The following is a 23,844-nucleotide window of genomic DNA, read 5'->3' as shown; positions in this document are numbered from 1 at the left end:
GGAATAGGGGCTTTTCAAGAACGGCGCGCCGGGTATAAGGCGCGCCTCTCCACTGGGGCGTCGCCAAGCGGTAAGGCAACGGTTTTTGGTACCGTCATACGCAGGTTCGAATCCTGCCGCCCCAGCCAATTTGCATCCGAGTTGTTGATCGAACTGGCTAACCCCGGTCCCGATGCCCCGGTGTGTACAGTCGACTGTGCCAATGGGGTGTGCGGAGGAAAGCACGTCCTTGCCTCGCTCCAGCATGCCTATCGCTGCGGCCACATCTTCTGGTGGCGCGGGGTTCATTCTTCGTTCCATAAGGTCCTCGTAAGAAGAGCGTCTGGCCGAGGTTTGCGCCGAACAGCGCGCGACGTCCTCCGATGGCGAGCATCATCTGCCCACGGGTCGGGCCTTTGTGGGCTATCTCCAGCGCTGACCTCGCAGGGTGGGCACATGTCATTCGAGCCCGACGAGCAGACGCTCGACGCGGAAGGCTGGAACGCGCAGCGTATCGCCGATCTGCAAACCGTCGTCTCGCTGCGCTAGAGCAAGGTGTCAGTCGATCCGCCGGCAAGAGATCGACTGACACCTTGCGGCGGCCGGTTTCGCGATCGATGACCGTCTACGTTGGGTGGTCGAACTCGCCCTCTATCCGACCGATCGCGACGTTTACGCTCATGCGGAGCAGCCGTTGCGCACATTTGTGCAGCCGATCGAAGTGGCGGTGTCCTTGCCACCGCCATCACCAGCTGCGCCCCGCCCGCTAACGAGATATCCTACGGGCGATATCGAGCGGTCCCGGTATCCCGAGGAGTGGATGCACGGCAAGCCGGTCGAGGCAGCGAAGCGCTTTGCCGATCTGCGGGTCGTAACGACCCTCCGAATTTCTCTCGTGACGTGAAACGCACCCTGCTGCCGACCAACATATCTGCTATGCTGGATATATGGATAACGATTCGGCTGTCTCTGCGCTTGGCGCTCTCGCCCAGGGAACACGGCTTGACGTGTTTCGCCTGCTGGTCGGTCACGAACCAGCCGGTCTAGCGGCAGGGGAGATCGCCCGGCGTCTCGACGTGCCGCAGAACACCATGTCGGCGCATCTGGGGATCCTCGCCCGCGCCGGTCTTGTCCGCTCCGAGCGCCACAGCCGCTCAATCGTCTACCGCGCCGATCTGGATGGGCTGCGCGCGCTGACCCTGTTCCTCGTCAAGGATTGCTGCGGCGGCCGTGCCGAGCTGTGTGCGCCGCTGGTCGCCGAACTTACCCCTTGCTGCTGAAAGGACCGGCCGTGGCCGTCGATGTCGTCATCTATCACAATCCCGAATGCGGGACGTCGCGCAATGCGCTGGCGATGATTCGCAATGCGGGCATCGAGCCGCATGTCGTCGAGTATCTGAAGTCGCCGCCCTCGCGTGCGCTGCTGGTGCAACTGATCGCCCGTGCCGATATGACGCCGCGCGATCTGCTCCGCGAGAAGGACACGCCCTATGCCCAGCTGGGTCTGGGCGACACGTCGCTGTCCGATGCGGCGCTGGTAGATGCGATGATGGCGCATCCGATCCTCATCAACCGGCCGCTCGTCGTGTCGCCCTTGGGCGTGAAGCTGTGCCGTCCATCCGAAGCCGTGCTCGATCTGCTTCCGGTCGCCCAGCAAGGGGCGTTTGCCAAGGAAGATGGCGAGCAGGTCGTGAATGCCGCCGGTCAGCGGGTAAGCTGAATCATGTCGAGCATTGTCACCGGGGCCGCGCCGCCGCGCCCTGCCATGGGGCGGTTCGAGCGCTATCTTTCGCTCTGGGTCGGGCTTTGCATCGTAGCTGGCATCGGCCTGGGGCATCTGCTGCCCGGCCTGTTCGCGCGCGTTGCCGCTGCCGAGGTCGCACGTGTCAACCTGATCGTCGCGGTCCTGATCTGGCTGATGATCGTACCCATGCTGCTCAAGATCGACTTCGGCGCGCTCGGATCGGTCCGCCAGCACTGGAAGGGCGTGGGGGTCACGCTGTTCATCAACTGGGCGGTAAAGCCCTTTTCGATGGCGGCACTGGGGGCGCTGTTCATCGGCTGGCTGTTCGCGCCGCTGCTGCCCGCCGGGGAAGGATCATCCTATATTGCGGGCCTGATCCTGCTGGCCGCCGCGCCCTGTACCGCGATGGTGTTCGTCTGGTCGAACCTGTGCGACGGCGAGCCGACCTATACGCTCAGCCAGGTTGCGTTGAACGACGTCATCATGGTGTTCCTGTTCGCGCCGCTGGTCGGCCTGCTGCTCGGCGTCGCCTCGGTGACGGTGCCGTGGGACACGCTCCTGATCTCGGTCGTGCTCTATATCATCGTCCCGGTGGTGGTAGCGCAGGTCGTGCGGCGCGTCGTGCTGGCCCAAGGGGGAGAGATCGCGCTTGATCGACTGCTCGGCCGCCTCGGTCCGGTGTCGTTGGTATCGCTGCTGGCGACGCTGGTGCTGCTGTTCGGCTTCCAGGGCGGGGCGATCGTCGCGCAGCCGCTGGTGATCGGTTTGCTCGCAGTGCCAATCCTCATCCAGGTCTATCTCAATGCGGGCCTTGCCTATTGGCTGTCGCGGCGGTTCGGCGTCGCGTGGTGCGTGGCGGCTCCGGCGGCGTTGATCGGCGCATCGAACTTCTTCGAGCTGGCCGTCGCCGCCGCAATCTCGCTGTTTGGGTTGAACTCTGGCGCAGCGTTGGCGACGGTCGTCGGTGTGCTGGTCGAGGTGCCGGTCATGCTGTCGGTTGTCGCCATCGTGAAGCGGTCGCAAGGCTGGTATGAGCGAGGCATGCCCGCGGATATATGAGGGGCATGCTAAGCCTCGCGGAACGTCTGGCTGACGCCGCAGCGCCAACACATTAGCCGCGCCAAAGCCACCATTGCCACGCCTGCCAGCGATGCCGCCGGCAAACCCAACCCCGCCCCGATCACCCCGCCGCCCTAGCGCCGCGCCGATGGCGTTACCCAGGTTGAACGCGTCGATGTTCATCACGGAGGCGAGGTTCGGCGCGTCCGACGCGGCGTCCATCACCCGCATCTGCGAGCGCAATCCGGCCCGCATGTCGCCGCCCCGGTCGCGGGAAGCGCCGGCCGTGCAAGACGCGCACACAACATCGCGATCGCACCCACGCCGGCGGTCCCGGCAAAGACGGTGCGCCAGCCGATCCCACGCGGAAGAACGCGCCATGGTTGAACGAGTTACCGAGGTACGAACCGCGCGGCCATGATCACCCTGATGACCGCAAGGGGGCGGAGGTGGGCATGAGAGCATTCCTGACTGGGAACGGCGAGCAAGACGGCCAAGACGTTCCCCGTCGGGTCGCATTTCGAGAAGCCCATGGCGGTAAATTGTAATAGCCGTGCAAGTGGCCGCTACTCGTCCGATCCCTTCCACCACCGGAGCGTCATCCCTCGTATGCTCGCGACGAGCCAGTCGAGGAACTCCTGGTCGCGCGCCGGGTCGCCTGCGTCGACCCAGGTGAGATAGGCGTCCAGCAGGAAGCTCGACACGATCTGTGCCAACATGGCCGGATCGCCGGCCATGGCCACCGGTTCGCCCAGCACCGCGCGGATGCGGCAGATGGTGCGCTCAGCGAGGACAGCGTGCAGATGGTCGACATGGCGCCCGAAGCGCGGGTCATGGGGGGCCTGGCGCAGCAACACCCGCAAGGCCGCACGCTTTTGCCGGGCCAGCGCCAGCGTATGGGGCAGGCGCTCACCCCAGCTTTCGACCGGCATGGCGTCGACCCCCAGCAGCGCTTCGACCATTTCGGCCAACACCGCATCGATCAGCCCGTCCTTCGACTTGAAATAGCGGTAGAGCACGACCTTGGCGACGCCCGCATGTTCGGCGATCGCGTCGATGGTGACGCTGCGCAAGCCGTGCACATCGAGCGCATCCGCAGCCTGTCCCAGCAGCATCGCCCGCCGGTTGATCCGGTGCTCGTCGATCATCTCAGCATAAGTACCGGCCATGATGCGACAGATATTCATACACGGGACAGGAACAAGGTGTTACTATATGGTAACATCGTCTGATCGGATGCTGAAAAAGGGGAAAGATGCCATGCGATTGCTCGGAACGGCCATGACCTTTTCGTTGATCGCCGCGACGGTCGTCGGCGCGGCAGATGCGCAGCCCCGGTTGCTGGACCGACTGCGTGAGATACGCGCGGCGCGCTCCGGCAAGACCGGCGCGGCGGGCGCGGTGTCGCAGACGATACGGGTCGGCGCGCTCGATCGCAGCTACCTGTTGCTCGACGCCCATCGCGGCGCGGCGCCGGTGCCGCTGGTGATCGTGCTGCACGGCGGCGGCGGCAGCCCGGACACGATGATCCCGCGTTGGGCGGACAAGGCGCGCGCCGCCGGGCTGGTGATCGCGGCGCCCAAGGGGATCGGGCGCAGCGACAGGGTGGGCACCTGGAACGCCAGCGGTTGCTGCGGTGAGGCGGTGGCGAAGGGCGTCGACGATGTCGCCTTCGTCCGCGCGGTAATCGACGACGTGTCAAGGAAGGCGGCGATCGACCCGCGCCGCATCTACATCACGGGATTCTCGAACGGGGGAATGCTGACACATCGTGTCGCCATCGCGCTGGGCGACAGGATCGCGGCGGCGGCGGTGGTATCCGGCGCGATGTTCGGCAACGAAAGCGCCGCGCGCACGCCGGTGCCGATGTTGGTCATCCATGGCGAGCAGGACGCGGTCGTCGGCTTCACCGGTGGGATGAGCCGAACCGGCTTTGTCGCTAGGGCGCAGACGATCCCGTTCAAGCCGGTGCGCTATGCGGTCGATTTCTGGCGTGGTGCGAACGGCTGCACCGGGGCGCCGGTGGTGACGCAGCAGAAGGGGTATACGACCGAGCGCAGCAGCGGTTGTCGCGATGATGCCGAGGTCGTTTTCTATGATCTGCCGCAGGGTGGGCATGACTGGCCCGGATCGACTGGCGGTCGGGCGTGGTTCGTCCGGTTTGGTGGCGGTGGGACAGCCGGTGGCGACTCCGGCCCAGCACCGATCGATGCGACCGATGTCATCTGGTCTTTCTTTCAGGCCCATACACGCTGAGTCCGCGCGGCTGGGGACGGTGCATGGTCATCGTCCCCCGTTTTGGCGGACACGCTGGGTTATCCCCTCATGCGCTGCCCGGCCTGTTGGGGGAGAGATCGCCGATAGCCGAATGCACGGGGTTTCAATTATAGTAGCCCTTGATATATCCACCCAGGGCTTGCCTGGCTTCAGCCTGCGTCGCCCACCGGCACTGGCCGCATATTGGGACCCATGGCCGGATTGGCAGATGAGACCGCGCACTGGTCGTTGCCGCTGGGTGGCCATCGTCAGCGCCGCCAGCCGCAGTTCCGTTCGCACATGGTCGTGCAGGGCCGGAACCGGCGGCCGGCCAGCGCGCGAATACGATGCGGACGCATCAGCCGCTCGACGAAGCCCGGCTCCCCTGCTGCTTGCCCGGCCAGCGGCGCAGCATCGGGGGCACGATGCCCAACTCAGCCGCAATCTCGGTCTGCGGTTGGTCCTTGTCAAAAGCGCGAACATGGCTGATGTCCGAAGGCCGGATGCATGGGGGGGATTGTTGGACGAGGCAGGCGAGCGGACGTCGCAGATCGAAGGCCGCAGCCGGCTGCGTCGGCTAAACATCAACCTGCTCTACTCGCTCGACGCATTGCTTCATTCACCGTCCCTGACCGCGGCAGCCCGTTCGATCGCAATCAGTCAGCCTGCGATGAGCGTCAAGCTGCGCCAGCTGCGCGAGCACTTCGGCGATGAGCTGGTCCTGTTTACCGAGAGACGGCAGCTGACGGCATTGGGCGAGGCGCTCCGTCAGCGGGTCGGGCGGCTGCTGCGTGAGGTCGACGATACGTTCAACCTCACTTTGGACTTTGATCCCGCGACAGCTCGGCAGACCATCACCCTGACCGCGCCTGAAGTCGTCGAGTTGATGTTCTTTAGTCGCATCGTGCCGCGGCTGCGCGCCGTGGCGCCGGGCGTCGAATTGAAGATGGTGCCATTCGCGCATGGCTCGGCCCGGCGTCTGTTCGATGCGGGCGTCGACGTCGCCATCGTGCCGGAGGCGATGGCCGACCGGGATCTGTGCACCGCGGCGCTGCTCGATCACCAGGCGGCGGCGCTGGTGTGTGCGGCGCACCCGTTCGCGGGACGCCGAGTCGATGCGGCGGAATATTGTGCCGCACCGCATGCGGCCGTGCATGAGGACATGGAGCGCGCGATCCTGGGCGATTTCGACGCCGAATCGCCGCTCGCGCGTCGCCGCGTCGTGGTACGAACCGGACTGCATTCCATGTTGCCAACGCTGGTGATCGGATCGGACCTGATCGCCACCACGAGCAACTGGTTCGCGCAGCATCAGGCGGCGTGTCTGCCAGTCGTGATCCTCGATCTGGCGTTTCGTCAGCAGTCGACGAGGATCGTCGCCCAGTGGCAGCCCTATCGCGATAAGGAACCAGTCATCCGCTGGCTGGTCGCCGAGCTGAAACGCGGTGCCGACGGCATCGGCAAGCCCATCGATCTGGGATTATAGCGGCATAACCAATTACAATTTGATGATGCCTCGAGTTGGGCGCAGGTTTCGGCTCGTCGAGGGACAGGATCGCACCGGAGCTAAGGCTCCGTGACAATCGTCGACCGGCCTCGACACCGCAGAATGAGCCGTCGACGGACCAGGTTCGACGACGATCGACCGTTCCGCCGGCTGGCGGGGCTTTTAGTCATGGCTGTGATGCCTCGCAGGGGGCGACGCGCATCCGACACTGTGTCTGCAAGGGCATGGGTGCGCTTAGCTGCGACGCGGGGAAGGGGGGGTATTCATGATTCGTCGTCGAGCAGACTTGGGGATTCGGGTCGCGGCCGTTGCCTTGGTGCCGATGCTCGCCTGGGCCGTGCCCCAGGCCGCACTGGCGCAGGGCCAGCGCATCTCGCTGCCCGCCATGCCGCTGGAGGATGCACTGGCGCAGATCCGTCAGCAGACCGGTGCAACGATCGACGCCGATCCCGATGCGATCCGCGGGCTGACCGCCGCACCGGTGCGCGAGGCGCGCGATGTGCTGAGCGTAGTCCGGCAGGCGACGCGCGGCATGCGGCTGGCCGTCACTCGGGAGGCCAGTGGCCACATTCTGGTCATCAACGACATCGTCGTCGTTGCGCGTCGCGACGAGGCCGAAACCAGCGTCATGGTACGCAGCACGACCACCTCGACGCGAACCGGCGAATCGCTACGCGATCAGCCGCGCAACGTGCAGGTGCTTTCCGCCAAGCTGCTCGCCGAGCAACAGGCGCAAAGCCTGCCCGATGCGTTGCGCAATGCGGGCGGCGTGACCGTGAACGCGGCGACGGTGCAGGGCGGGGTAGGTTATACCGTGCGTGGACTGTCTACGGGCGGCGCGGTCAACGGCCTGCCCACCCCGTCCACCAGCACCTTTGCCGCTGGCAGCACGCAGCCGATTGCCAATGTCGAGCGGCTGGAGGTGCTGAAAGGCCCTGACGCCATTTTGCTGGGTGGCGACAGTCTGGGTGGCACGGTCAACATCGTCACTAAGAAGCCGAGCGCCGACGAGCGGTTGTACGTCTCGAGCGAGATCGGCTCGTTCGGCGCAGTGCGCGGCACGGTCGATGCCAACCGCTCGATCTCCGCCGACGACAGCGTGACCGCCCGCATCATCGCGACTGCGGCGACCGCCGACCGGAACTTCGGAGGCTATCGCGGCAACGAAGATTATCTGTTCGCGCCCTCCATCCGCTACAAGAAGAACGGTACCGACATCATCGCCAGCATCACCGTCGGCAACCAGATCTTCGGCATGGTGCCCTACACGCTGTATGACACGACGAAGAAGGCGCCGGTGCCGATTGCCGATGGCGTGCCGCTGATCGGCGACAGGAACCAATTCTCGCAGACGACCAGTACGATCTACGACCTGCAGGCACGGCAGGAACTGGGCAGTTGGCTGACCGTGGTGGGCCATTGGCAGCATCAGGACGCCACCTTCTTCCTCAGCCAGTACTCGCCGTTCGTCCAACTCGCGCCCGGGCTGCTGCTGGTAGACAGCAGTGGCGTGAATCAGCGCAGCGCCAACAACGCGGTCGACGGCTACGTTCGCGTCGCGCTGAAGACAGGCCCGGTGGAGCACAAGCTGATCATGGGCGGGATGTCGACCAACTTCGACACCACCGCGGATGGTGCGAATGACGGCACCATGCAGCCATATGATTACGTCACCAAACAGCCTCCGCTGCCGCCGCTGGCTACCAATTTCAGCTTCTCCAACAAAGTCGTCGGCAAGCAGACCGCCTATTACGCGCAGTATCTGGCGAAATATTGGAAGATCGCCCTGATGGCGAGCGTGCGTCACACCGCGTCGGACAGCACGACCACCATCCGCGATTACCGGACCAACCGGAACCGCATTAACAGATACACGTCCAACGGCGCGACGACCCCCAGCTTCGGCGCGGTGGTGGAGGTAACGGACGCGCTGTCGGTCTATGGCTCACTCGCCTATGGCTTCATTCCAAGCTTCCAGCTCGACCGCGCACTCCATCTGTTGCCCGACACGCGCACGCGCAATGCCGAAACCGGGATCAAGCTCGATCTGTTCGACAAACGCGTGTTGGTGAACGCGTCGTGGTTCCGGCTCAGCCAGAGCAACTACAAGGTTCCGGACCCGACCAACCGGAACTATTTCATCAATCTGCCGGCACAGCTGGCGCAGGGCGTGGATGTCAGTGTCCAGGGCGAGCCGCTGAAGGGGCTGACGATCAGCGGTGCGTTCACGCGCACGGACTATTCGCTGCTGACGCAGGGAAACCGCAATCTAGGCAGCACCGTCGTGCTGCAACCGCGCGACCAGTATAGTGCTTACGCCTCCTATCGCCACAGCATCGCCGATGACATCACCGCAGGGCTGGGCGCAGGCGTCTATGGACGCTCCAGCGCGGCGATCGACATGGCCGGCAAATACTGGATTGGTCCTGCGGTGCAGACCGACCTCAACGGCTTCCTGACCATCGGCAAGCTCGACCTCAACCTGGGCGTGCGCAACCTGTTCGATCGGTCGAACTACCAGCCGACGATCGCCACCACCTATGTCCCGCTCGGCGAAGCGCGCACCTGGCGGCTGACCGTCGGCTATCGTTTCCGTTGATGAAGGCTCTTTGATCGATGCTGCCACAGCCCGTTCCCACCGGTGAATCCCGTCGCGAAACGGGCCTCGCCCGTCCGCAGCCTGCGGCCGAGCGGTGGCGGCACGCCTTCGGTTTGCTGCGCGATTACTGGACGTCGAAGGACTGGAAGTTCGCTTGGGGGGCGCTGATCGTCCTTATGGCGTTTCAGTTCGCGGGCGCTTGGTTGTTCGTGATGATGAACCGGTGGCAGCAGCGATTTTTCGACGGAATCGAAAACCGCGATGTCGCGGGGTTCGCGTCGCTGCTCACCGCGTTCATCGGCATCCTGGCACTGCAGATGGTCTTTGTCGTCTTCGAGCCGTACGTCCGCCGGATGCTGTGCCTGCGCTGGCGCATCCATCTGACCGAAACCTATCTGAACCGCTGGTTGTCGCGGAACCGCTATGCAGAGATCGAGCGATTGCGCATGATCGACAATCCTGATCAGCGCATTGCCGACGACATCAGGTTCGTCGCCGACCCAGATGCCGGCGCGCTGACGATCCTGACTAGCCTCGTCTATTCCCTCGTATCGGCAGCTTCGTCGATCATGATCCTGTTGGAAACCTCCGCACCGATCCGCTTCGCGCTGTTTGGACGGGAAGTGTCGATTCCCGGAGGGACGATCGTTTACGCGACGCTTTATGTGCTGGTGAGCAGCGTCGTCATGGTCCTGCTGGGCAAGCCATATATCCGCGCGATGATGGGGTGGCAGCATCGTGAGGCGGACCTGAGGTCCAACCTGATCCACGTGCGCCGCAATGCCCCGCAGATCGGGCTGGCCGATGCTGTCCCAACGGAGCGCTTTTCGCTGCGTATTGCCGTACAGAACGTCTATCTCACGTCACGTTCGGTCATTCGGTCGATGATCGGGTTGAACGCCGCCAACGGTTTGTACGATCGGCTTGGTTCCATCATCCCCCTGTTCATCCTCGTGCCGCGCTATTTTGCGGGCGCGATCACGTTCGGCCAGGTGATGGGTGGCCGTGACGCCTTTCAGCAGCTCGTGCCGCAGCTCGGCTTCTTCGTGCATCTTTATCCCCGGGTGGCGACCCAGATTTCGTACCTCAACCGACTCAAGGCGTTGGACGATGCGATCGCTCACGAGCGGCCGGCAGGCATTTCCGCCGGTGCGGGTACGGCCGCCGGGATCGCCGTCGCGACCCAAGGGCTCGTCATCCGGCGACCGCACGGCGAACCGTTGGTCGAGATCGGCGACTGGCAAGTGCGGCAGGGCGAGCGCTGGGTGATCCGGGGTCCGTCGGGCGCGGGCAAGAGCACGCTGCTGCGCGCGCTCGCGGGGCTTTGGCCCGATGGGACAGGGCAGGTGGCGCTGGCGGACAGCAGCACCACGATGTTCGTGCCGCAGCGTCTATACCTTCCGCTCGGCACGCTGAAGGCGGCGATCTGCTTCCCCGACGCGCCGGAGGATCATGACGATGCGGTGATCGCCGCGCTGCTCGACACGATGTATCTTTCGCACTTAGCGGACGACATGCACGCGCTGCGCATGTGGTCCGAGGAGCTATCGCCCGGCGAGCAGCAACGGATCGCGCTGATGCGCATCCTGCTCCAAAAGCCGGACCTGCTGATCCTGGACGAGGCGACGAGCGCGCTCGATCCAGCGAACACGCAGCATTTTCACGACCTGCTCGGCCGGCATCTGGCCGGGGTCACGATCATCAGCGTCGTCCACGACGAGCGGTTGCACGCCTATCACGACCATGCGCTGGTGATCGCCGATGGTCGCGCCCTGGCGGTGCCGCTGGAGCCACACGCATGATCCGCCTGCTCGCCACTGATGTCGCCAGCATGGCGGACGTCGCCGCCCAGGCCATAGAGGTCGCGCGTCGGATCGGAGCGGATCATGCCGTCGCTTCCGCCAGCGCCCAGGCGGGCGTGCGGGTGACGGGGCGCGACGGGGCCACCGACGCCGCGCTGCGCGATGCGGGGCAGGGACTGACCATCACCGTCTATCGCGGGGCGCGAGCGGGCACGGCAAGCACCGCGGCGCTCGATGAGCATGCGATCACCGAGGCGGTGGAAGAAGCCTATGCCATAGCCGCCCTGGTCGGGGAGGATCCTGATGCTCTGCCGCCGGCGCTGGCCGATATGGCCGTCGACACGCCGTTGCCGCCAATCGATGCGCCGTCGGGATGCGACGTCGCAAGCCTGCGCGCGACGGCGATGGAGGGCGATGCAATGCTGCGCGCCGCTTCGCGTCCGGGGGTTAGGGTCGAGACGGTGACGTCGGGCGTCTCCTCCAGCGAGGGCGTCCATGCGCTGGCGACGAGCGCCGGCTTCTGTCGCGGTCAGAGTTACTCCCATCACGGACTCTGGCTGGTTGCGCTGGCGCGCGACGCGGATGGCGCAGTCAACGACAGCGCCGACAGCTTCGACCGGCGCTTCGACCGGCTGATGTCCGCGCATGCGCTGGCGGATCGCGCCGTGGCGCGGGCGACGGGTCAACTCGGCGCGCGCGCGGTCCCCGGTCAGATGGCGCCAGTGTTGTTCGAGGCGAGTGTCGCCACGGCGCTGATCGGCAGCCTGGTCAACGCCCTTTCGGGCAATCCGCAGCAGCGGCGTGCGACCTTCCTGCCCGATGCGCTGGGCCGGACGGTCGCGGCGCCGCACCTTGACCTTCACGAAGATCCGTTCGAGCCGTTCGGCGTTGCCAGCGGCGGGTTCGATCGGGAAGGCATCGCCGGCAGCCGCCGCGCGATCCTCAGCGCCGGAACGGTCAAGGGACTGTTCCTCGGCACGCGCTCGGCCGGGCGGCTGGGCATGCGCTCGACCGGCAATGCCGATGGCCCGTGGAACCTGACGCTGACCAGCCGAACCGATCGGGGGTCATTCGCCGAATTGTGTCAACGCATGGGACGGGGACTGATCGTCCGCCGTCTCGAAGGCGGGGCGATCGATCCGGTGACGGGCAACTGGACCCATGCGGTCGCGGGCACTTGGGTAGAGGAGGGAATCCCGGTCCACGCCGTCGCCGATGTCACCGTAGGCGGCAATTTACGCGACATGCTGAACGGGATCGTCGCGGTCGGCGACGATGTCGAGCGGCGCGGCGCCTTTTCCACAGGCTCGATCCTGATCGACGCAATGCAGATCGGAGGAGCGGCATGAACACCAATATAACGACGGACGCCGCCACCGCGCGCATTTTTGGTCCCGCGGGGCTCGACCTCTTCGACCTGTCGCGCACCCTTGGCAGATTGGCGAGCGCGGGTACGGACCTCGCCGATCTGTTCCTCGAGGCCAAACGCTCGCGCACCTTCCGGTTGGAGGACGGACGCGTCGCGGGAGGATCATATCAGATCACGCAGGGCGTTGGCGCGCGGGCGGCGCGCGGGGGACAGGTCGCCTTCGCGCATTCCGCTGACATGAGCGCGGCTGCGCTCGCGACGCTGGCCGATGCCGTTCGCGCGCTCGATGGCGGCAGCGGCGGCGAGGTCGCGGTGCCGATCTCCGGCACCCCGCCGGTGCATGATCTTTATCCGCCGATCATGCTCAATATGCCGGGCAGCGCCGCGCCGTGGATCGGGTTGCTGGAGCGGATCGATGCGGTGGCGCGCGCTGCCGACCCGCGCGTGGCGCGGGTGGACGGGTTCCTGCGGATCATGGATCAGACGATGCTGGTCGCCGATCTCGATGGTCGGATCGCGGGCGACGTGCGCCCCACGATGCAGCTGTTCGTGACCGTGGTCGCGGAGAGCGGCGGCCGCCGCGCCCAGGGCCAGACGGGACTGGGCGGGCGCCATGGCATTGAGGGTGTGACCGAGGCACGCCTCGACGCGCTGGTCGTTCAGGCCGTGGCGATGGCCTGCACCAACCTCGACGCGCGGCCCGCGCCGTCTGGCATGATGCCGGTCGTGCTCGGCCCCGGCTATCCCGGTGTGCTGTTCCACGAGGCGATCGGCCACGGGCTGGAGGGCGATCACCATCGTAAGAACCAGTCGGCCTTCACCGGGCGGATCGGCGAACGGATCGCGGCGCCGGGTGTGACCGTGGTCGATGATGGCGGTCTGCCCGGCCTGATCGGCTCGCTGGGCGTGGACGACGAGGGTTCCGGGGCGATGCGGACGACGCTGATCGAAGACGGCGTCCTGGCCGGCCTGATGCAGGACCGGCTCAATGCCGGGCTGATGAACGCGCGCCCGACCGGCAACGGACGACGGCAATCCTATGCGCATCTGCCGATGCCGCGCATGACCAACACTTTCCTGTTGCCGGGCGACCACACCCCCGCCGACGTGGTCGCCTCCGTCAAGGATGGCATCTACGCCACGGCATTCGGGGGCGGGCAGGTCGACATCGTCAGCGGCCGGTTCAACTTCACTACCACCCAGGCCTGGCTGATCGAGAATGGCCGCATCACCGCGCCGGTCGAGGGCGCGACGCTGATCGGCGTCGGCCACGAAGCGCTGAAGCAGATCTCGATGGTCGGCAACGATCTCGCGCTCGACGATGGCGTCGCGAGTTGCAGCAAGGATGGCCAGTATCTGGACGTCGGCGTCGGCCAGCCGACGATCCGCATCGATGCGATGATGGTCGGCGGCGCGTCCTGACCACGCTCCCTTCTCAGCGATCGACCGCCCCCTTACCGAAAAAAGAGAATAAGCATGACCATGATCCAGTCTAATTCCGGCACGTCGCTGGCGTCGATCGACGCCGCAGCGCGTGATCGTCTCCAGCTTCTGGTGTTCAGCGCGACGTGGTGCGGCCCCTGCAAGGCGATGGCGCCCGCAATCGAGGATATCGCGCAGGTCTATGCCGACGACCTGGTCGTCGCCCGGATCGACATTGAGGCATCACCGGAGCTTGCTCAGGCGTTTGCAGTGCGTGGCGTGCCCACGCTGGTCACGCGCCGTGGCGACACGGTGATCGATCGCCATGTCGGCAGCCTTACCCGGACGCGGCTGGCGATGATGATCGACGATGCGCTGGAGCGGGGCAGGGTTGGGCAGTGAGCGGCGCGCCGACCTCTCTGGCGATGGCGACGCTGCGTCGCGCTTTGCAGGTGAAGGATCCCGTCTTCGTTCCGGACGGGACCGACGACACGACCCGTCTGGCCTGTTGGATGCTGACGGCGATCCAGCCATGGCCCGAGGCGGTGCGCGAGGTGATGGACGGCCTGCTCGCCGCGCATCGCGAGGCGCAGGCGGACGGCGCCGTCTGGCGGCGCCTGCGCCGTGCCGCGGTCTTGCTGGGCGACGACACGGATGTCGAGGTTCAGGCTTACGGCCAGGTCGCGGAAGCGGCGGCCTGGCCGCTCGCCACGGGACAAGCCGGTCTTGTCGAGATGATGCAGGCCATCTGCCAATTGCGGGCACGGCAGGCCTCCACCGCGAGCGGCTGGACATCCGAAGACGAGCAGGCGGCGCATGCCATCCTCGGCAGGATCGCGGACGGGGACGGTATGACACGCCCGGCCCGCGAGGAGATACCGGAGCTGTTCACGCAAGAAGACCCCGTTCTGGAGAAACGCTTCTCCCTCAATCTGACCGCCGCCAATGCCGCCTATGGCAGCTTTCGCGCCGAGGTCGTCGCCTGGCTGGCCGGTGCGACTCGGATCTATGAATATCAAAACGACGACGGCGATGATCGGTGAGTTCGCTCAATCGACGGCCAGGAACGCGTATATCACGGCAAGAAGATGACGGCGGCCATGAGGACAATGGTCAATAACGCGATGGATGGGAGAGTGGGGTCATTGCTTCGGAGGGCGCGGAAGGTTCTGAATAGCTTCGACGCCTGCGCGATAGGCTCTGCGGACCGAGGCAGGCATTTTTCTCCTTAACATGCGCGCCGCAGCACCAGGACAAAGCCGGGTGCTCGCCAGCCGTACGTCGAATATCGCGGTTTCGTCCTCAGGGTCATACGCCGCGCAGAAATATCGTACGGCCCGTTCGGTGCGACGGACGAGTTCAGCGCGTCCCGCAGTCGTATCCAGCGCAAGATCCCGATAGGCGACGATCAGGTCTGGAGGCGATGTGGCAACGGCGCCCGCCGTTGCGCACGCGGACAGCAATAGAGGAAGCGACAAAAGGGGCATTTTCATAACCTTCTCCGGGCGATGGGCGGCCACGACCGTGGCGTGGTCGGCACGCGGGCGGGCGGTGAGCTGGGCGGGCCGCGCGCGGCCGTTGGGCGGGCGGTGGGCTCCTTGCCTCTACCTTGGGGCGATCGGCCGCAGCCGATCCGAACGTCAGGGCACGCGCTTATAGTGGAAGTTGCGGACGAACGGCTCCCCCAGCGGGTTGATCGCGGCAGCGGATTCGATCATCTCCTTGCCATCGGCCGACACCGTGTAGACGCGCACGGACCCCAGCCTCTTGTTCTTAGCCAGGTTCATGACGAGCACGTTCGGCGTCGGGACCATGATCGCGGCGCTGTCCGCCTCGCTGGTGTCGCCCCCGCCGGGCGCGAACGTACCGTCGGGCCTATACTCCACCATCATGTGGCGCACGCTGTCGTTGGGCGCGGTAATATCGATGGTGGTGCGCCACTTGCCGCTCGCAAGGACCTGAAAATCGTAAACGACGCGCTTGGGCGGTGGGCCGTAGCTGTCGGGCATCCGGGTCAGATCGAGTTCCCAGCGCCCGAGGAACGACGACGGTGGGACACCCTGCGGGGAAACACCCGTCGCCTGTGCCATCGCTTCACCATGAAGCGCAGCGACGCTCATGGCCGCGGACAGGAGGAGCGCCAGTGGGCGTACAGGCAGATAGAACATGCAACCTCTCCTTGATGGGGCCAGGCCCAGGTCCTGGCGCGGGGATGAGAAGTAATCGGATTCGGTTAGGCGTGAGCCAGCCCGCCCCGAGGAACGTCCCCGGAGAATGTGCAGGTCGGCTTTGGTATCATGCGAGTGAAGGGGTTCAGCCGGTAGGGTTACGTACGGCCGCTATCTCGGCGTGTCGCGTGATGCCGATCGCGATAGCGGCCACCTCGAGGCCGACAATCGCGGCTTGCAGCAACGCTTGCTGGGCATCGAGGAAAAGCACGCTCATGAAGATGACGAGGGCGGTCGCTCCGGCCAGCGTCCACAAAGCCCACCGTATCGCGCCGGGCCAATCGCGCTCCACCAGCAGCCACGCCAGCCGGACATGTCCGATCCCCGTTATCAGTTGGATCAGCGCCAGCGTAGGAACGGCGCCCAGATAGATGCTGCGTAGCAATGTTTCGTGCGAGCCGCCGACCAGCATCGCGCCGGGCAGGCCATGCTCGCCGGGATAGAGATAAGGCAGGCCGAAAACCGCGCATCCGATCTGTAGCGCAGCCATCGGCAGCATGATCCCGAGCGCTGCGGCGTAGTTAGTCAGGGTAAAGCGCCCCTGTGGGCTCGCTAGCAGCTCTCGCCAGGCGGCAACCAGGCAGCCGGATGCGAAGGACAGCGCCTGCCCGTCGGCTGCAGCAACCTCATATTCCGCCTGCATTGCGAGCGACCAGTCGCGGCGGTCATCACCCATGCTCGTCGATGCGAGCGTCATGAGCAACCGAGCCAGGAATATCGTCATGCCAGCATCTCCTTGCCGGATAGAGGGGCGCTCTCACGGGTCAGCTCGATCGCCAGCGCGAAACCCGCGGCGGTCAATCGGTAGACATGGCGCGGCGGACGCCCCTGCTGCGCAGGCTCGCGCCATTCCGCCTCGACCAGCCCATTGTCGGTCATCCTCATCAGGAGAGGATATAATGTGCCCGACAGCAGCCCTGCCGCCTTCATCAGATCATAGCCATGACGCCATTCGCCCCGCTGCTCCGCAAGGATTGCCAGAACGAGGCGCATTTGCTTCGAAGGTTGTCTGTTGCGAGCCATGAGTCATAGCAACATATGTAGATTTAAGAGTCAAGCCTGTCCGCGGCTATCCTGTGGCCCGCATCGATGTTCGCCGTTCTCCGATGAATGCGTGACTGGTTCGGGGAAACCGCAAGGGGACGATAGATGGTCGGCAATGGGTTGTCCGGGCCTGACCACGTCTAGTCCCGACGCATCACGCTGGAGCGCGGGGTCTATTTCTACTCGCTATGATTGGCCTCGCCGTGGAACTCGCTGGCGGTCGGGTTCGATGGTGACGCGAAATCGGTGGCTTATCATGGGGTAGGGCGGCACTGGCCTCCGGCGCAGCTTGATTTCACCGGATCAAATTGGAAACCATATAGCCAAGGCGCCTTTACGTCATCGGCCGCAACGTGAACCGGTGATCTTGGACGGCAGCCAGGCAGTCCGCGAAACAGCCCCTTGCCGTCCCCCCGGCGCGAGCCGCTCGGTGCCTGTCGCGTAGCTCTGCCCAAAATCGCCTGGAATGCGATGGTCTATCGCGTCGACACCTTGCCCGACCCGATGGGGGCCGCGAAAGCCTGCGACGACATGGGATATGGCGGGATGGCCCAGTGCAAATTGCAATGCCCCTATTGGATGGCCTACCCAGCAACACCGGGGTTCCCTTGGCAAAACAAGTGTCGCGCAGCGTGCTCAGGGCGCGGAGGCCGCCGCCTTTGGTAAGGTGCTTCCAATATTTCCACTGACGGTCGCCGAGCGCCCTTCGCCCGATGTCGTGCACAAGAATTAGATCGACATGCACCAAGCCAAGCCTGTGAAGGCTGGCTTCGTGCGAACGGAGAATGTCATCGCCGCGATGATCATAAACAGGGCGAAACGGCATCGAAAAAAGAAAATCGTCGATTGCTTCGCCGGTATTCATCTGCCCCACGGGTCGCATCAATAAGCCTGCCAGCCGCCTCCCAAGGCGAGGAAAAGCTGTACCTGATCCGCTGCCAGGCGGCTGTCTGCAGCGGCCAATGTCTGTTCGGCATTGATCAGCGTGCGCTGTGCATCGAGGACGGGCAGGAAGCCCGTGCGCCCGGCCCTGAACAGCCGCTCCGCATCGCTCGCTGCGCGGGCGGACTGGTCGCGGGCAGCGTTCAGTGCCGTGCGGCGATCAAGGTCACGTGCGTACACGGTCAGCGCGGTTTCGGTCTCGCGCAAGGCGCCGAGCACCGTCCCATCGAATTTCGCATAGGCGGCATCGGCGTCCGCCTGAGCGCTGGCAATGCGCGCACGCACGCGCTCGCGGTTGGGGAATTCCCAGCGGATCAGCGGACCCAGCGAAAATTTATAGGTGTCGCTGCTCAACGCACTGCGCAGCAGGCCCGCCGATCCTGCCGACGCCCCAAGGACGATGCGTGGATAGAGTTCCGCCTCCGCGACCCCGATCCTGGCCGTGGCCGCGTGCAGTTCCAGCTCGGCGCGGCGCACATCCGGACGTCGCCGCAGCAGGGCGGCGCCGTCACCGATCGGAATCGCCCGGTCGAGATGGGGCTCATGCGTACAGGCCGCGACTGTACGATCGAATTCGCCAGGCGGGCGACCGGTCAGCGTCGCCAGACGGAACAGCGCGATCTGCCTGGCACCACGCAAGCTCGGCAAAGTGGCGCGGACCTGTTCCTCCTGCGCCCGCGACCTGGTCGCGTCCAGCGAGATGCCCCGTCCGGCATGGATCAGCCGCTGCGTCAGGGTGGTCGTGCGCGATTGCAACGCCACCGCCTGCTGCGCGACGTCGATCTCCCGGCCAGCCGCGCAGGCATCCAGATAGGCGCGGGTCGTATCCGCCACCACGGTGGCGCGGGTCGCGTCATAGGCCGCCTGGGTCGCCGCGACGTCCGCCCCGGCCGCTTCGACGGCGCGCCTGACCTGCCCCGCAAGGTCGACTTGGTAGGAAATGCCCGCCCCCACCGAATAGACCAAGGCGGAGGGGAGGGGGGCGCCGGGCCGCAATTGCTCCTCTGCCGATGGCTGGGCATAGCCGGGCGCGGCCTCGAGCTGTGTCCCCGGCTTGCGGGCTTCCTCGGCAAGACCAAGCGCGGCGTTCGCCCGTGCGATGTTAGCACTGGCGATGCGCAGATCGGTATTGTGCGCGAGTGCGTCCTCGACCAGTCGGTCGAGAGCCGGATCGCTGTATAGCTTCCACCAGTGGTCCGGCAGCGGGGTGGGCGTGAACGCGGCGCCGGTGCCGCTGACAAAGGCACCCGTCGCACTGGGACGTTCCGCGATGGCTGTGGCGGGCCTATGATAATTGGGACCCGCCACGGTGCAGCCCGCGAGCAGTGTCGCCATGATGGAAGGGACAAGCCGGTAGAGCGTCATGCCCGTGCTCCCGGCATATGGCTCGGCTTCGCTGGCGGCAGCACCTCGACGGTCGCCGTGCGGCCGACCACCAGCTCGGTCCCGGCGGGCAACCGATCGATGGCGACGCGGACGGGGATGCGCTGCGCGAGCCGGACCCAGCTGAAGGTCGGATTCACATTGGCCAGCAGGTTTGCGCCGGAATTGCGATCGCGGTCCTCGATGCCGCCAGCGATGCTTTGGACATGCCCTGCAATCATGCTCGCATCGCCCATCAGGCGCACCTGCACCGGATCGCCGACATGGATACGGGCCAGCTTCGTTTCCTCGAAATAGCCGATGATATGGAGCGAGCTTCTGTCGATGATCGCAAATTCCGGATGGCCAGCGGTGGCGTAGTCGCCGGGGCGCAAGTCCAGGTTGGTCACTGTCCCCGCCACGCTCGCGCGAACCACCGTCCGGGCGAGGTTAAGGCGGGCGGTGTCCAGGGCGGTCCGCGCTTGCGCCAGAGACGCGTCGAGTTGGGCGACTTTGGCCAGGCTCTGTTCCCGAACTTCTCCGGCAACGAGATCGCCCAATGACTGGTTGCGCCTTGCCTCGCGCCGAGCCTGGGCGAGCTGCACCTGCTGGGCCGCGACGGCCGCCTGCGCCTGCGCCACGGCCAGCTGGTACCGTGGCCGGTCGACTTCGAACAGCGGCGCGCCGCTGGCCACCTGCTGATTGTCGCGAACAAGGACCCTGGTGATCAACCCAGACACGTCGGGTGCCACCTGGACCACATCGGCCCGGACGCGCCCGTCGCGGGTCCATGGATCCTCCTCGTAATGAGCCCACAGGCGTTGCCCCGCGAGACCGGCAAGGACCACGACCATCAGCGTCACGGCGACGCGCAGAAATGCAGTCTTGTTCATTTTTCTAACCGAAAAGGGCAGCGACATTGCCGCCGTTGAGGAGCGAGGCGAAGCCAGCCCAAAAGAGAATGATGAGTGCCACGTCGAACAGGCCGCGATGCCAGACAAAGCGATAGAGGCGCAGGCGTCCGAGCAGCCAGCCGACGGCCTCCGCGGCAACGAACGCCAGAATGGCGGCGATCAGCAGCGGGTGGACGTAAACCCCGGCCAGATCGACTTCTCCCATCACGCCGCCTCCTTCTGCGTTTCCCAGGCGGGCGCGTGCGGAAAGAAGTTCCGCCGCAGCCCGGTCAGCGCGATGAGCTCGTTCGATCGGGATTCCGAGATGGGCAGGTCGATCGCGGACGCGATGGCCGCATCGATCCGTACACGCAGCGTGGGGGCCGGTACCGCTGCCCCTTCGATGGCGCAGGTGCGGAAATATGCTGCGATGTCCGACCGCAATGCCGCGATTTCCGGGGTGTCGCCGACCCGTTCGGGTGCGAGCTGGGCCACATTCATGCCCACCCGCAATTCGCGCAACGCCGCCATCCCGACATCCCGATCCGCCCGGTCGATATCGCCCACGCGCGCGGCGAGCAGTCCCACCCGGTCGAACATCCGGCTCCTCCACGTCGCGATCGCGAGGCTGGATGGGCGGGACGCGAGATCGGCGAGTTCGCGCCAGCCCGCGCGACGCAGCCGACGAATGCCGGTTCCGGCGCCGAGACTGCGAAAGAGCCGGGTTGCGAGGATCGCGGCCGCCACCCCGATGAGCTGGGCGATGCCACCATTGAAGAAACCTACCGCGTCGGCGGAGAAGGTGTTGGTCAATGCAAGGCCACCCGCCAGGCCGAGGATCATTGGCATCATCCGGCCATACCAATGCGGCAACGCAAGCAGCGCGCCGGAAATCAGCAGCGCCGGTGCCAGCACCAGCGCCAGCATTTCAAAGCTGTGCACCAGCGGAAGAAGCGCGAAGAGGTAAAGCGCCGTCAGCGGCAGCGACACGGCGGTCCAGATCAGGAATCCTCGTTGGGCCGGAACCGGATCGTCCATCGTCGCAAAGAAACAGCATACGACCGCAGCGATCATCGCCGCGACCGCCCCTTCCGGCCAGGAGGTGACGATCCAGAAGGCGCAGCAGCCCAGGATCGCGATCGCCGTCGCGACGGCGGATAACAGCGCCAGGGCATAGTCTCGGTGAAGCGGCCGCCGCTGCCGCTCGCGCAGCAGGGAGCGGACATGCTCCGGCATCGGCGCGTCGGGCGCCGTCACCTGCGCGGCAACATGCCGGGTCGTGTCCAGCGCCGTGACCAACTCACCGAGGCGGTCGAGCAGATTGACGATCAGCAGGTCTGCCCAAGTCCGCATGGGTTGGTCGGCGGACAGCGCCTCGCAGCGCGCGGCGAGGGCGGCCGGCGTGGCGCTGTCCGGCGCACGGGACCAGCGGCGGACATCGTCGACCAGCGCAGCCACGGGGGCAGGGATGGCGTCTATTGCCGCAACGCTGCGGATGCGGTCCTCGACGGCGGACACGAGGGGAATAAGCAGTACGAACCGGTCCTGCAGCGCCGCGAGCACGGCTTTGGTCGGCCGCTGCGTCGCGGTATCGAACGGCACATGCGTGGCCATCACATGCAGTTCCGTGACGTCGGCGGCGAGGCGGCGTCGCTTGGCATCCGTACGTGCCAGCTTCTCGGGGGCGAGCGAGTCGGCAATCCAGCTTTCCGCCTCGTCGAGTACAGCCTGAAGCCGCGTCCGTAGCAATGTGGTGACGCTGCGCGGCCAGAAGACGGCGTGGATGACGGCCGCGCAAGTGACGCCGATGCCGATCTCCTGCGCGCGGAGCACGGCGACCTGAAAAATCGCCTCCGGGTGGGTGACGCTCGGAAAGCCGACGATCGCGGCGGTATAGCCGGCAAGCATGAAGAGGTAGGAACGGGGCGTTCGGTCGAGCAGCGAGACGAACTGGCAACCCGCAACCCAGAGCGCGAGCGCCAGCGACAGCAAGACCGGCGCGTTGACCAGCAACGGTACGAGCACCACGGTGGCGCTCGCCCCGACGATGGTGCCGATCAGGCGGAACACCGCCTTGGAGCGCACCGCCCCGCTCAGCGGCTGGCTGGTGATGTATACGGTCGCCATCGCCCAGAACGGCCGATCCAGCCCAAGCCGGAACGACACGACCAGCGCCAGCATCGCCGCCGCGAAGCAATTGACGGAAAACGCCGCCTCCCGCACCCCGATGCGCATATGCTCAATCCGTCTCGGAGGAGCCGATCGCCTGGCCAAGCCGCTCTAGCACGCCGATCGCGATGGCCAGATCACCGGCCGGGACACCGGCGAAGAGCGCAGCCCGGATTTCCGTGGAGCGAACCTCCGCCTGTGCGGCGAGCGCGCGGCCGGCTGATGTAAGGTGGATCGTCTTGGCGCGCTTGTCGGTCGCATCGGCGCGCCGCTCGGCCAGTCCTGCCCGTTCGATCTGGTCGACGAGCGGTACGACCGATGGACCTTCCACGCCAAGCTGCTCCGCCAACATGCCCTGGCGCACGCCGTCCTCCATGCGACCTAGCAACATCACCGCGAGGGCGGACGAGTGTGAAAGTGACAGCTCCGCCAACGCTCGATCGAGATGCCGCCGGTAGCTGCGCGCCAGGGGGATCAGCGCCGTCGCCAAGCGGCGTTCGAGCTGGCTTCGAGAATCAGACATATAAGAAGATAGGTAGCTATCTATCTAGATGAATGCAAATTGTCTCTGAACCGGGCGCTCCAGGCACGCCTCCCTTGCCGCGCTGATGCCGCATGGCGCGGCAACCCGACGAAGCCGTCTTGCATCAGCTTTTCTGCCATCTATCGCCTCGTGAGGCGATGCCCCCACAGCGCGGTGGCCGCAAAGCACAGCAGGCTGCTCATATGCAAAAAATAGTGAGGGGCGCCGCCGGTGCCTGACAGCATCAGCAACGCCATGTCTCCGATAGGGATGACGATCGTTGCGGCGCAAAGGATCGTCAACGCCCGAATGTTTTCGGCCCGAGCCAGCCCGATCAGATAGGCGGACAATGCGAGATCGCGAATGGCGACAGCGCGGACATAGATCAGCGCGCTCCGATCGTTACCGGGCACGCCGTAAATAGCGGCCCCCGCTTCGGGTGCACAGACGAACAATCCACCGAGCAGCAGGAACACAGCCGCCAGCACGCCAGTAAGTACCAGGAAGGCGCGTTTGCGGTTCATGAGGCGGTATCCCTGTCTCAGGCGGCCGCCGGCGGATAGACGCCGATGATCGACAGCGTGCCCGCTTTGGCCAGGGCTTTTACCGCCCACCGTAGCGCCTGAGTCGGGGCGTCTCCTGGCATGAAGGGTGGGGTGTCTCGGTAATCGGGAGCGATCTGGTCGAGCTGATCCGCGTCCTTATCGCTATCGGCCCGTTCGGCGGCGGAACCATCATGGGCATGTTCCGCCTCCACGCCGATCACATCGGTGGGTTCCTGTATGCGGATATCGCCGATGTCATGCCATATGACGGCTTTCATGGCTCGCTCCTTGCTGCTGGAAGACACAACAGGGGCAAGATCGCGTCGTTCCGAAATGGCGGGGCATCAACCGGCTATCACAGATCAGCACAGGGGCGATGAGGAAAGGCGAAGGGACGACTC

General features: G+C 65.5%; 24 protein-coding genes, 1 tRNA gene and 1 pseudogene. 13 read left to right on the top strand and 13 right to left on the bottom strand.

Features of this window, described 5'->3' with window-relative positions:
* Positions 1 to 53 precede the first annotated feature (53 nt).
* The 5 genes from GGR45_RS16455 (at position 54) to arsB (ending at position 2,782) form a co-directional block, all read left to right on the top strand.
* Positions 54 to 128 (top strand) — tRNA-Gln (locus GGR45_RS16455).
* Positions 129 to 613: 485 nt separating this feature from the next.
* Positions 614 to 883: a hypothetical protein gene (locus GGR45_RS16450; RefSeq protein ID WP_175312386.1), complete on the top strand. Its 270-nt coding sequence runs from the start codon at positions 614 to 616 to the stop codon at positions 881 to 883.
* 43 nt (positions 884 to 926) lie between these two features.
* On the top strand, positions 927 to 1,259 hold the full coding sequence (locus GGR45_RS16445) for an ArsR/SmtB family transcription factor (protein WP_175312387.1): 333 nt from the start codon (positions 927 to 929) through the stop codon (positions 1,257 to 1,259).
* Between the two features lie 11 nt (positions 1,260 to 1,270).
* The gene (gene arsC, locus GGR45_RS16440; protein ID WP_175312388.1) at positions 1,271 to 1,699 is read left to right on the top strand and encodes an arsenate reductase (glutaredoxin); all 429 of its coding nucleotides are present in this window, start codon (positions 1,271 to 1,273) and stop codon (positions 1,697 to 1,699) included.
* Positions 1,700 to 1,702: 3 nt separating this feature from the next.
* Positions 1,703 to 2,782, top strand: coding sequence for an ACR3 family arsenite efflux transporter (gene arsB, locus GGR45_RS16435; protein ID WP_175312389.1), 1,080 nt, complete (start codon positions 1,703 to 1,705; stop codon positions 2,780 to 2,782).
* A gap of 566 nt (positions 2,783 to 3,348) precedes the next feature.
* Here arsB and GGR45_RS16430 read toward each other — a convergent pair.
* Entirely contained in the window at positions 3,349 to 3,951 is a 603-nt protein-coding gene (locus GGR45_RS16430; protein ID WP_175312390.1) for a TetR/AcrR family transcriptional regulator, read from the bottom strand.
* A gap of 91 nt (positions 3,952 to 4,042) precedes the next feature.
* Between GGR45_RS16430 and GGR45_RS16425 the strand changes: the two genes are divergently transcribed.
* A complete protein-coding gene (locus GGR45_RS16425; protein WP_175312391.1) occupies positions 4,043 to 5,038 on the top strand; it encodes a CE1 family esterase in 996 nt (331 codons plus the stop codon).
* Positions 5,039 to 5,165: 127 nt separating this feature from the next.
* On the opposite strand, the pseudogene GGR45_RS16420 reads toward GGR45_RS16425, so the two are convergent.
* Positions 5,166 to 5,415 (bottom strand): annotated as a pseudogene (locus tag GGR45_RS16420) (hypothetical protein); the annotation flags it as partial.
* A 104-nt stretch (positions 5,416 to 5,519) separates the two neighbouring features.
* On the opposite strand from GGR45_RS16420, the gene GGR45_RS16415 reads away from it, so the two are divergent.
* From GGR45_RS16415 to GGR45_RS16385, 7 genes are all read left to right on the top strand, one after another.
* Positions 5,520 to 6,524 carry a LysR family transcriptional regulator gene (locus tag GGR45_RS16415; protein ID WP_246358276.1) on the top strand — a complete coding sequence of 335 codons (1,005 nt, stop codon included), beginning with the start codon at positions 5,520 to 5,522 and terminating at the stop codon, positions 6,522 to 6,524.
* A 286-nt stretch (positions 6,525 to 6,810) separates the two neighbouring features.
* Positions 6,811 to 9,144, top strand: a complete 2,334-nt coding sequence (locus GGR45_RS16410; protein ID WP_175312393.1) for a TonB-dependent siderophore receptor — start codon at positions 6,811 to 6,813, stop codon at positions 9,142 to 9,144.
* Positions 9,145 to 9,161: 17 nt separating this feature from the next.
* Positions 9,162 to 10,946 carry an ABC transporter ATP-binding protein/permease gene (locus GGR45_RS16405; RefSeq protein ID WP_175312394.1) on the top strand — a complete coding sequence of 595 codons (1,785 nt, stop codon included), beginning with the start codon at positions 9,162 to 9,164 and terminating at the stop codon, positions 10,944 to 10,946.
* Positions 10,943 to 12,295 (top strand): TldD/PmbA family protein, encoded by a 1,353-nt coding sequence (locus GGR45_RS16400; RefSeq protein ID WP_175312395.1) that lies wholly within the window; start codon positions 10,943 to 10,945, stop codon positions 12,293 to 12,295. Before GGR45_RS16405 ends, GGR45_RS16400 begins: the two co-directional genes overlap by 4 nt.
* Positions 12,292 to 13,737, top strand: a complete 1,446-nt coding sequence (locus tag GGR45_RS16395) for a metallopeptidase TldD-related protein (protein WP_175312396.1) — start codon at positions 12,292 to 12,294, stop codon at positions 13,735 to 13,737. The genes GGR45_RS16400 and GGR45_RS16395 overlap by 4 nt, the downstream gene beginning before the upstream one ends.
* Before the next feature lie 54 nt (positions 13,738 to 13,791).
* Complete coding sequence (locus GGR45_RS16390) at positions 13,792 to 14,139, top strand: thioredoxin family protein (RefSeq protein WP_175312397.1); 348 nt, start codon at positions 13,792 to 13,794, stop codon at positions 14,137 to 14,139.
* Complete coding sequence (locus tag GGR45_RS16385; protein ID WP_175312398.1) at positions 14,136 to 14,780, top strand: hypothetical protein; 645 nt, start codon at positions 14,136 to 14,138, stop codon at positions 14,778 to 14,780. The genes GGR45_RS16390 and GGR45_RS16385 overlap by 4 nt, the downstream gene beginning before the upstream one ends.
* Before the next feature lie 99 nt (positions 14,781 to 14,879).
* Here the strand turns inward: GGR45_RS16385 and GGR45_RS16380 are convergent, their stop codons facing one another.
* From GGR45_RS16380 to GGR45_RS16330, 11 genes are all read right to left on the bottom strand, one after another.
* Entirely contained in the window at positions 14,880 to 15,224 is a 345-nt protein-coding gene (locus GGR45_RS16380; RefSeq protein WP_175312434.1) for a UrcA family protein, read from the bottom strand.
* A gap of 153 nt (positions 15,225 to 15,377) precedes the next feature.
* Positions 15,378 to 15,905, bottom strand: a complete 528-nt coding sequence (locus GGR45_RS16375) for a hypothetical protein (protein ID WP_246358275.1) — start codon at positions 15,903 to 15,905, stop codon at positions 15,378 to 15,380.
* A 145-nt stretch (positions 15,906 to 16,050) separates the two neighbouring features.
* Complete coding sequence (locus tag GGR45_RS16370; RefSeq protein ID WP_246358274.1) at positions 16,051 to 16,689, bottom strand: hypothetical protein; 639 nt, start codon at positions 16,687 to 16,689, stop codon at positions 16,051 to 16,053.
* Positions 16,686 to 16,958: a PadR family transcriptional regulator gene (locus tag GGR45_RS16365; protein WP_175312399.1), complete on the bottom strand. Its 273-nt coding sequence runs from the start codon at positions 16,956 to 16,958 to the stop codon at positions 16,686 to 16,688. Before GGR45_RS16365 ends, GGR45_RS16370 begins: the two co-directional genes overlap by 4 nt.
* 933 nt (positions 16,959 to 17,891) lie before the next feature.
* Entirely contained in the window at positions 17,892 to 19,316 is a 1,425-nt protein-coding gene (locus tag GGR45_RS16360) for an efflux transporter outer membrane subunit (RefSeq protein ID WP_175312400.1), read from the bottom strand.
* Positions 19,313 to 20,206: an efflux RND transporter periplasmic adaptor subunit gene (locus GGR45_RS16355; protein ID WP_217498050.1), complete on the bottom strand. Its 894-nt coding sequence runs from the start codon at positions 20,204 to 20,206 to the stop codon at positions 19,313 to 19,315. The genes GGR45_RS16360 and GGR45_RS16355 overlap by 4 nt, the downstream gene beginning before the upstream one ends.
* Before the next feature lie 4 nt (positions 20,207 to 20,210).
* Positions 20,211 to 20,432, bottom strand: coding sequence for a DUF1656 domain-containing protein (locus tag GGR45_RS16350; protein ID WP_175312402.1), 222 nt, complete (start codon positions 20,430 to 20,432; stop codon positions 20,211 to 20,213).
* Complete coding sequence (locus tag GGR45_RS16345) at positions 20,432 to 22,441, bottom strand: FUSC family protein (RefSeq protein WP_175312403.1); 2,010 nt, start codon at positions 22,439 to 22,441, stop codon at positions 20,432 to 20,434. The genes GGR45_RS16350 and GGR45_RS16345 overlap by 1 nt, the downstream gene beginning before the upstream one ends.
* 4 nt (positions 22,442 to 22,445) lie before the next feature.
* Entirely contained in the window at positions 22,446 to 22,898 is a 453-nt protein-coding gene (locus GGR45_RS16340) for a MarR family winged helix-turn-helix transcriptional regulator (protein WP_175312404.1), read from the bottom strand.
* Between the two features lie 140 nt (positions 22,899 to 23,038).
* Positions 23,039 to 23,422, bottom strand: a complete 384-nt coding sequence (locus tag GGR45_RS16335; protein WP_175312405.1) for a DUF4267 domain-containing protein — start codon at positions 23,420 to 23,422, stop codon at positions 23,039 to 23,041.
* 17 nt (positions 23,423 to 23,439) lie between these two features.
* Positions 23,440 to 23,721 (bottom strand): hypothetical protein, encoded by a 282-nt coding sequence (locus GGR45_RS16330; protein WP_175312364.1) that lies wholly within the window; start codon positions 23,719 to 23,721, stop codon positions 23,440 to 23,442.
* Positions 23,722 to 23,844: the final 123 nt, after the last annotated feature.

This window comes from Sphingomonas zeae (genome assembly GCF_014197135.1).
GTDB lineage: Bacteria > Pseudomonadota > Alphaproteobacteria > Sphingomonadales > Sphingomonadaceae > Sphingomonas > Sphingomonas zeae.
Note: the sequence above shows the minus strand (reverse complement) of the source record. Positions and strands in the feature narration are given on the sequence as shown.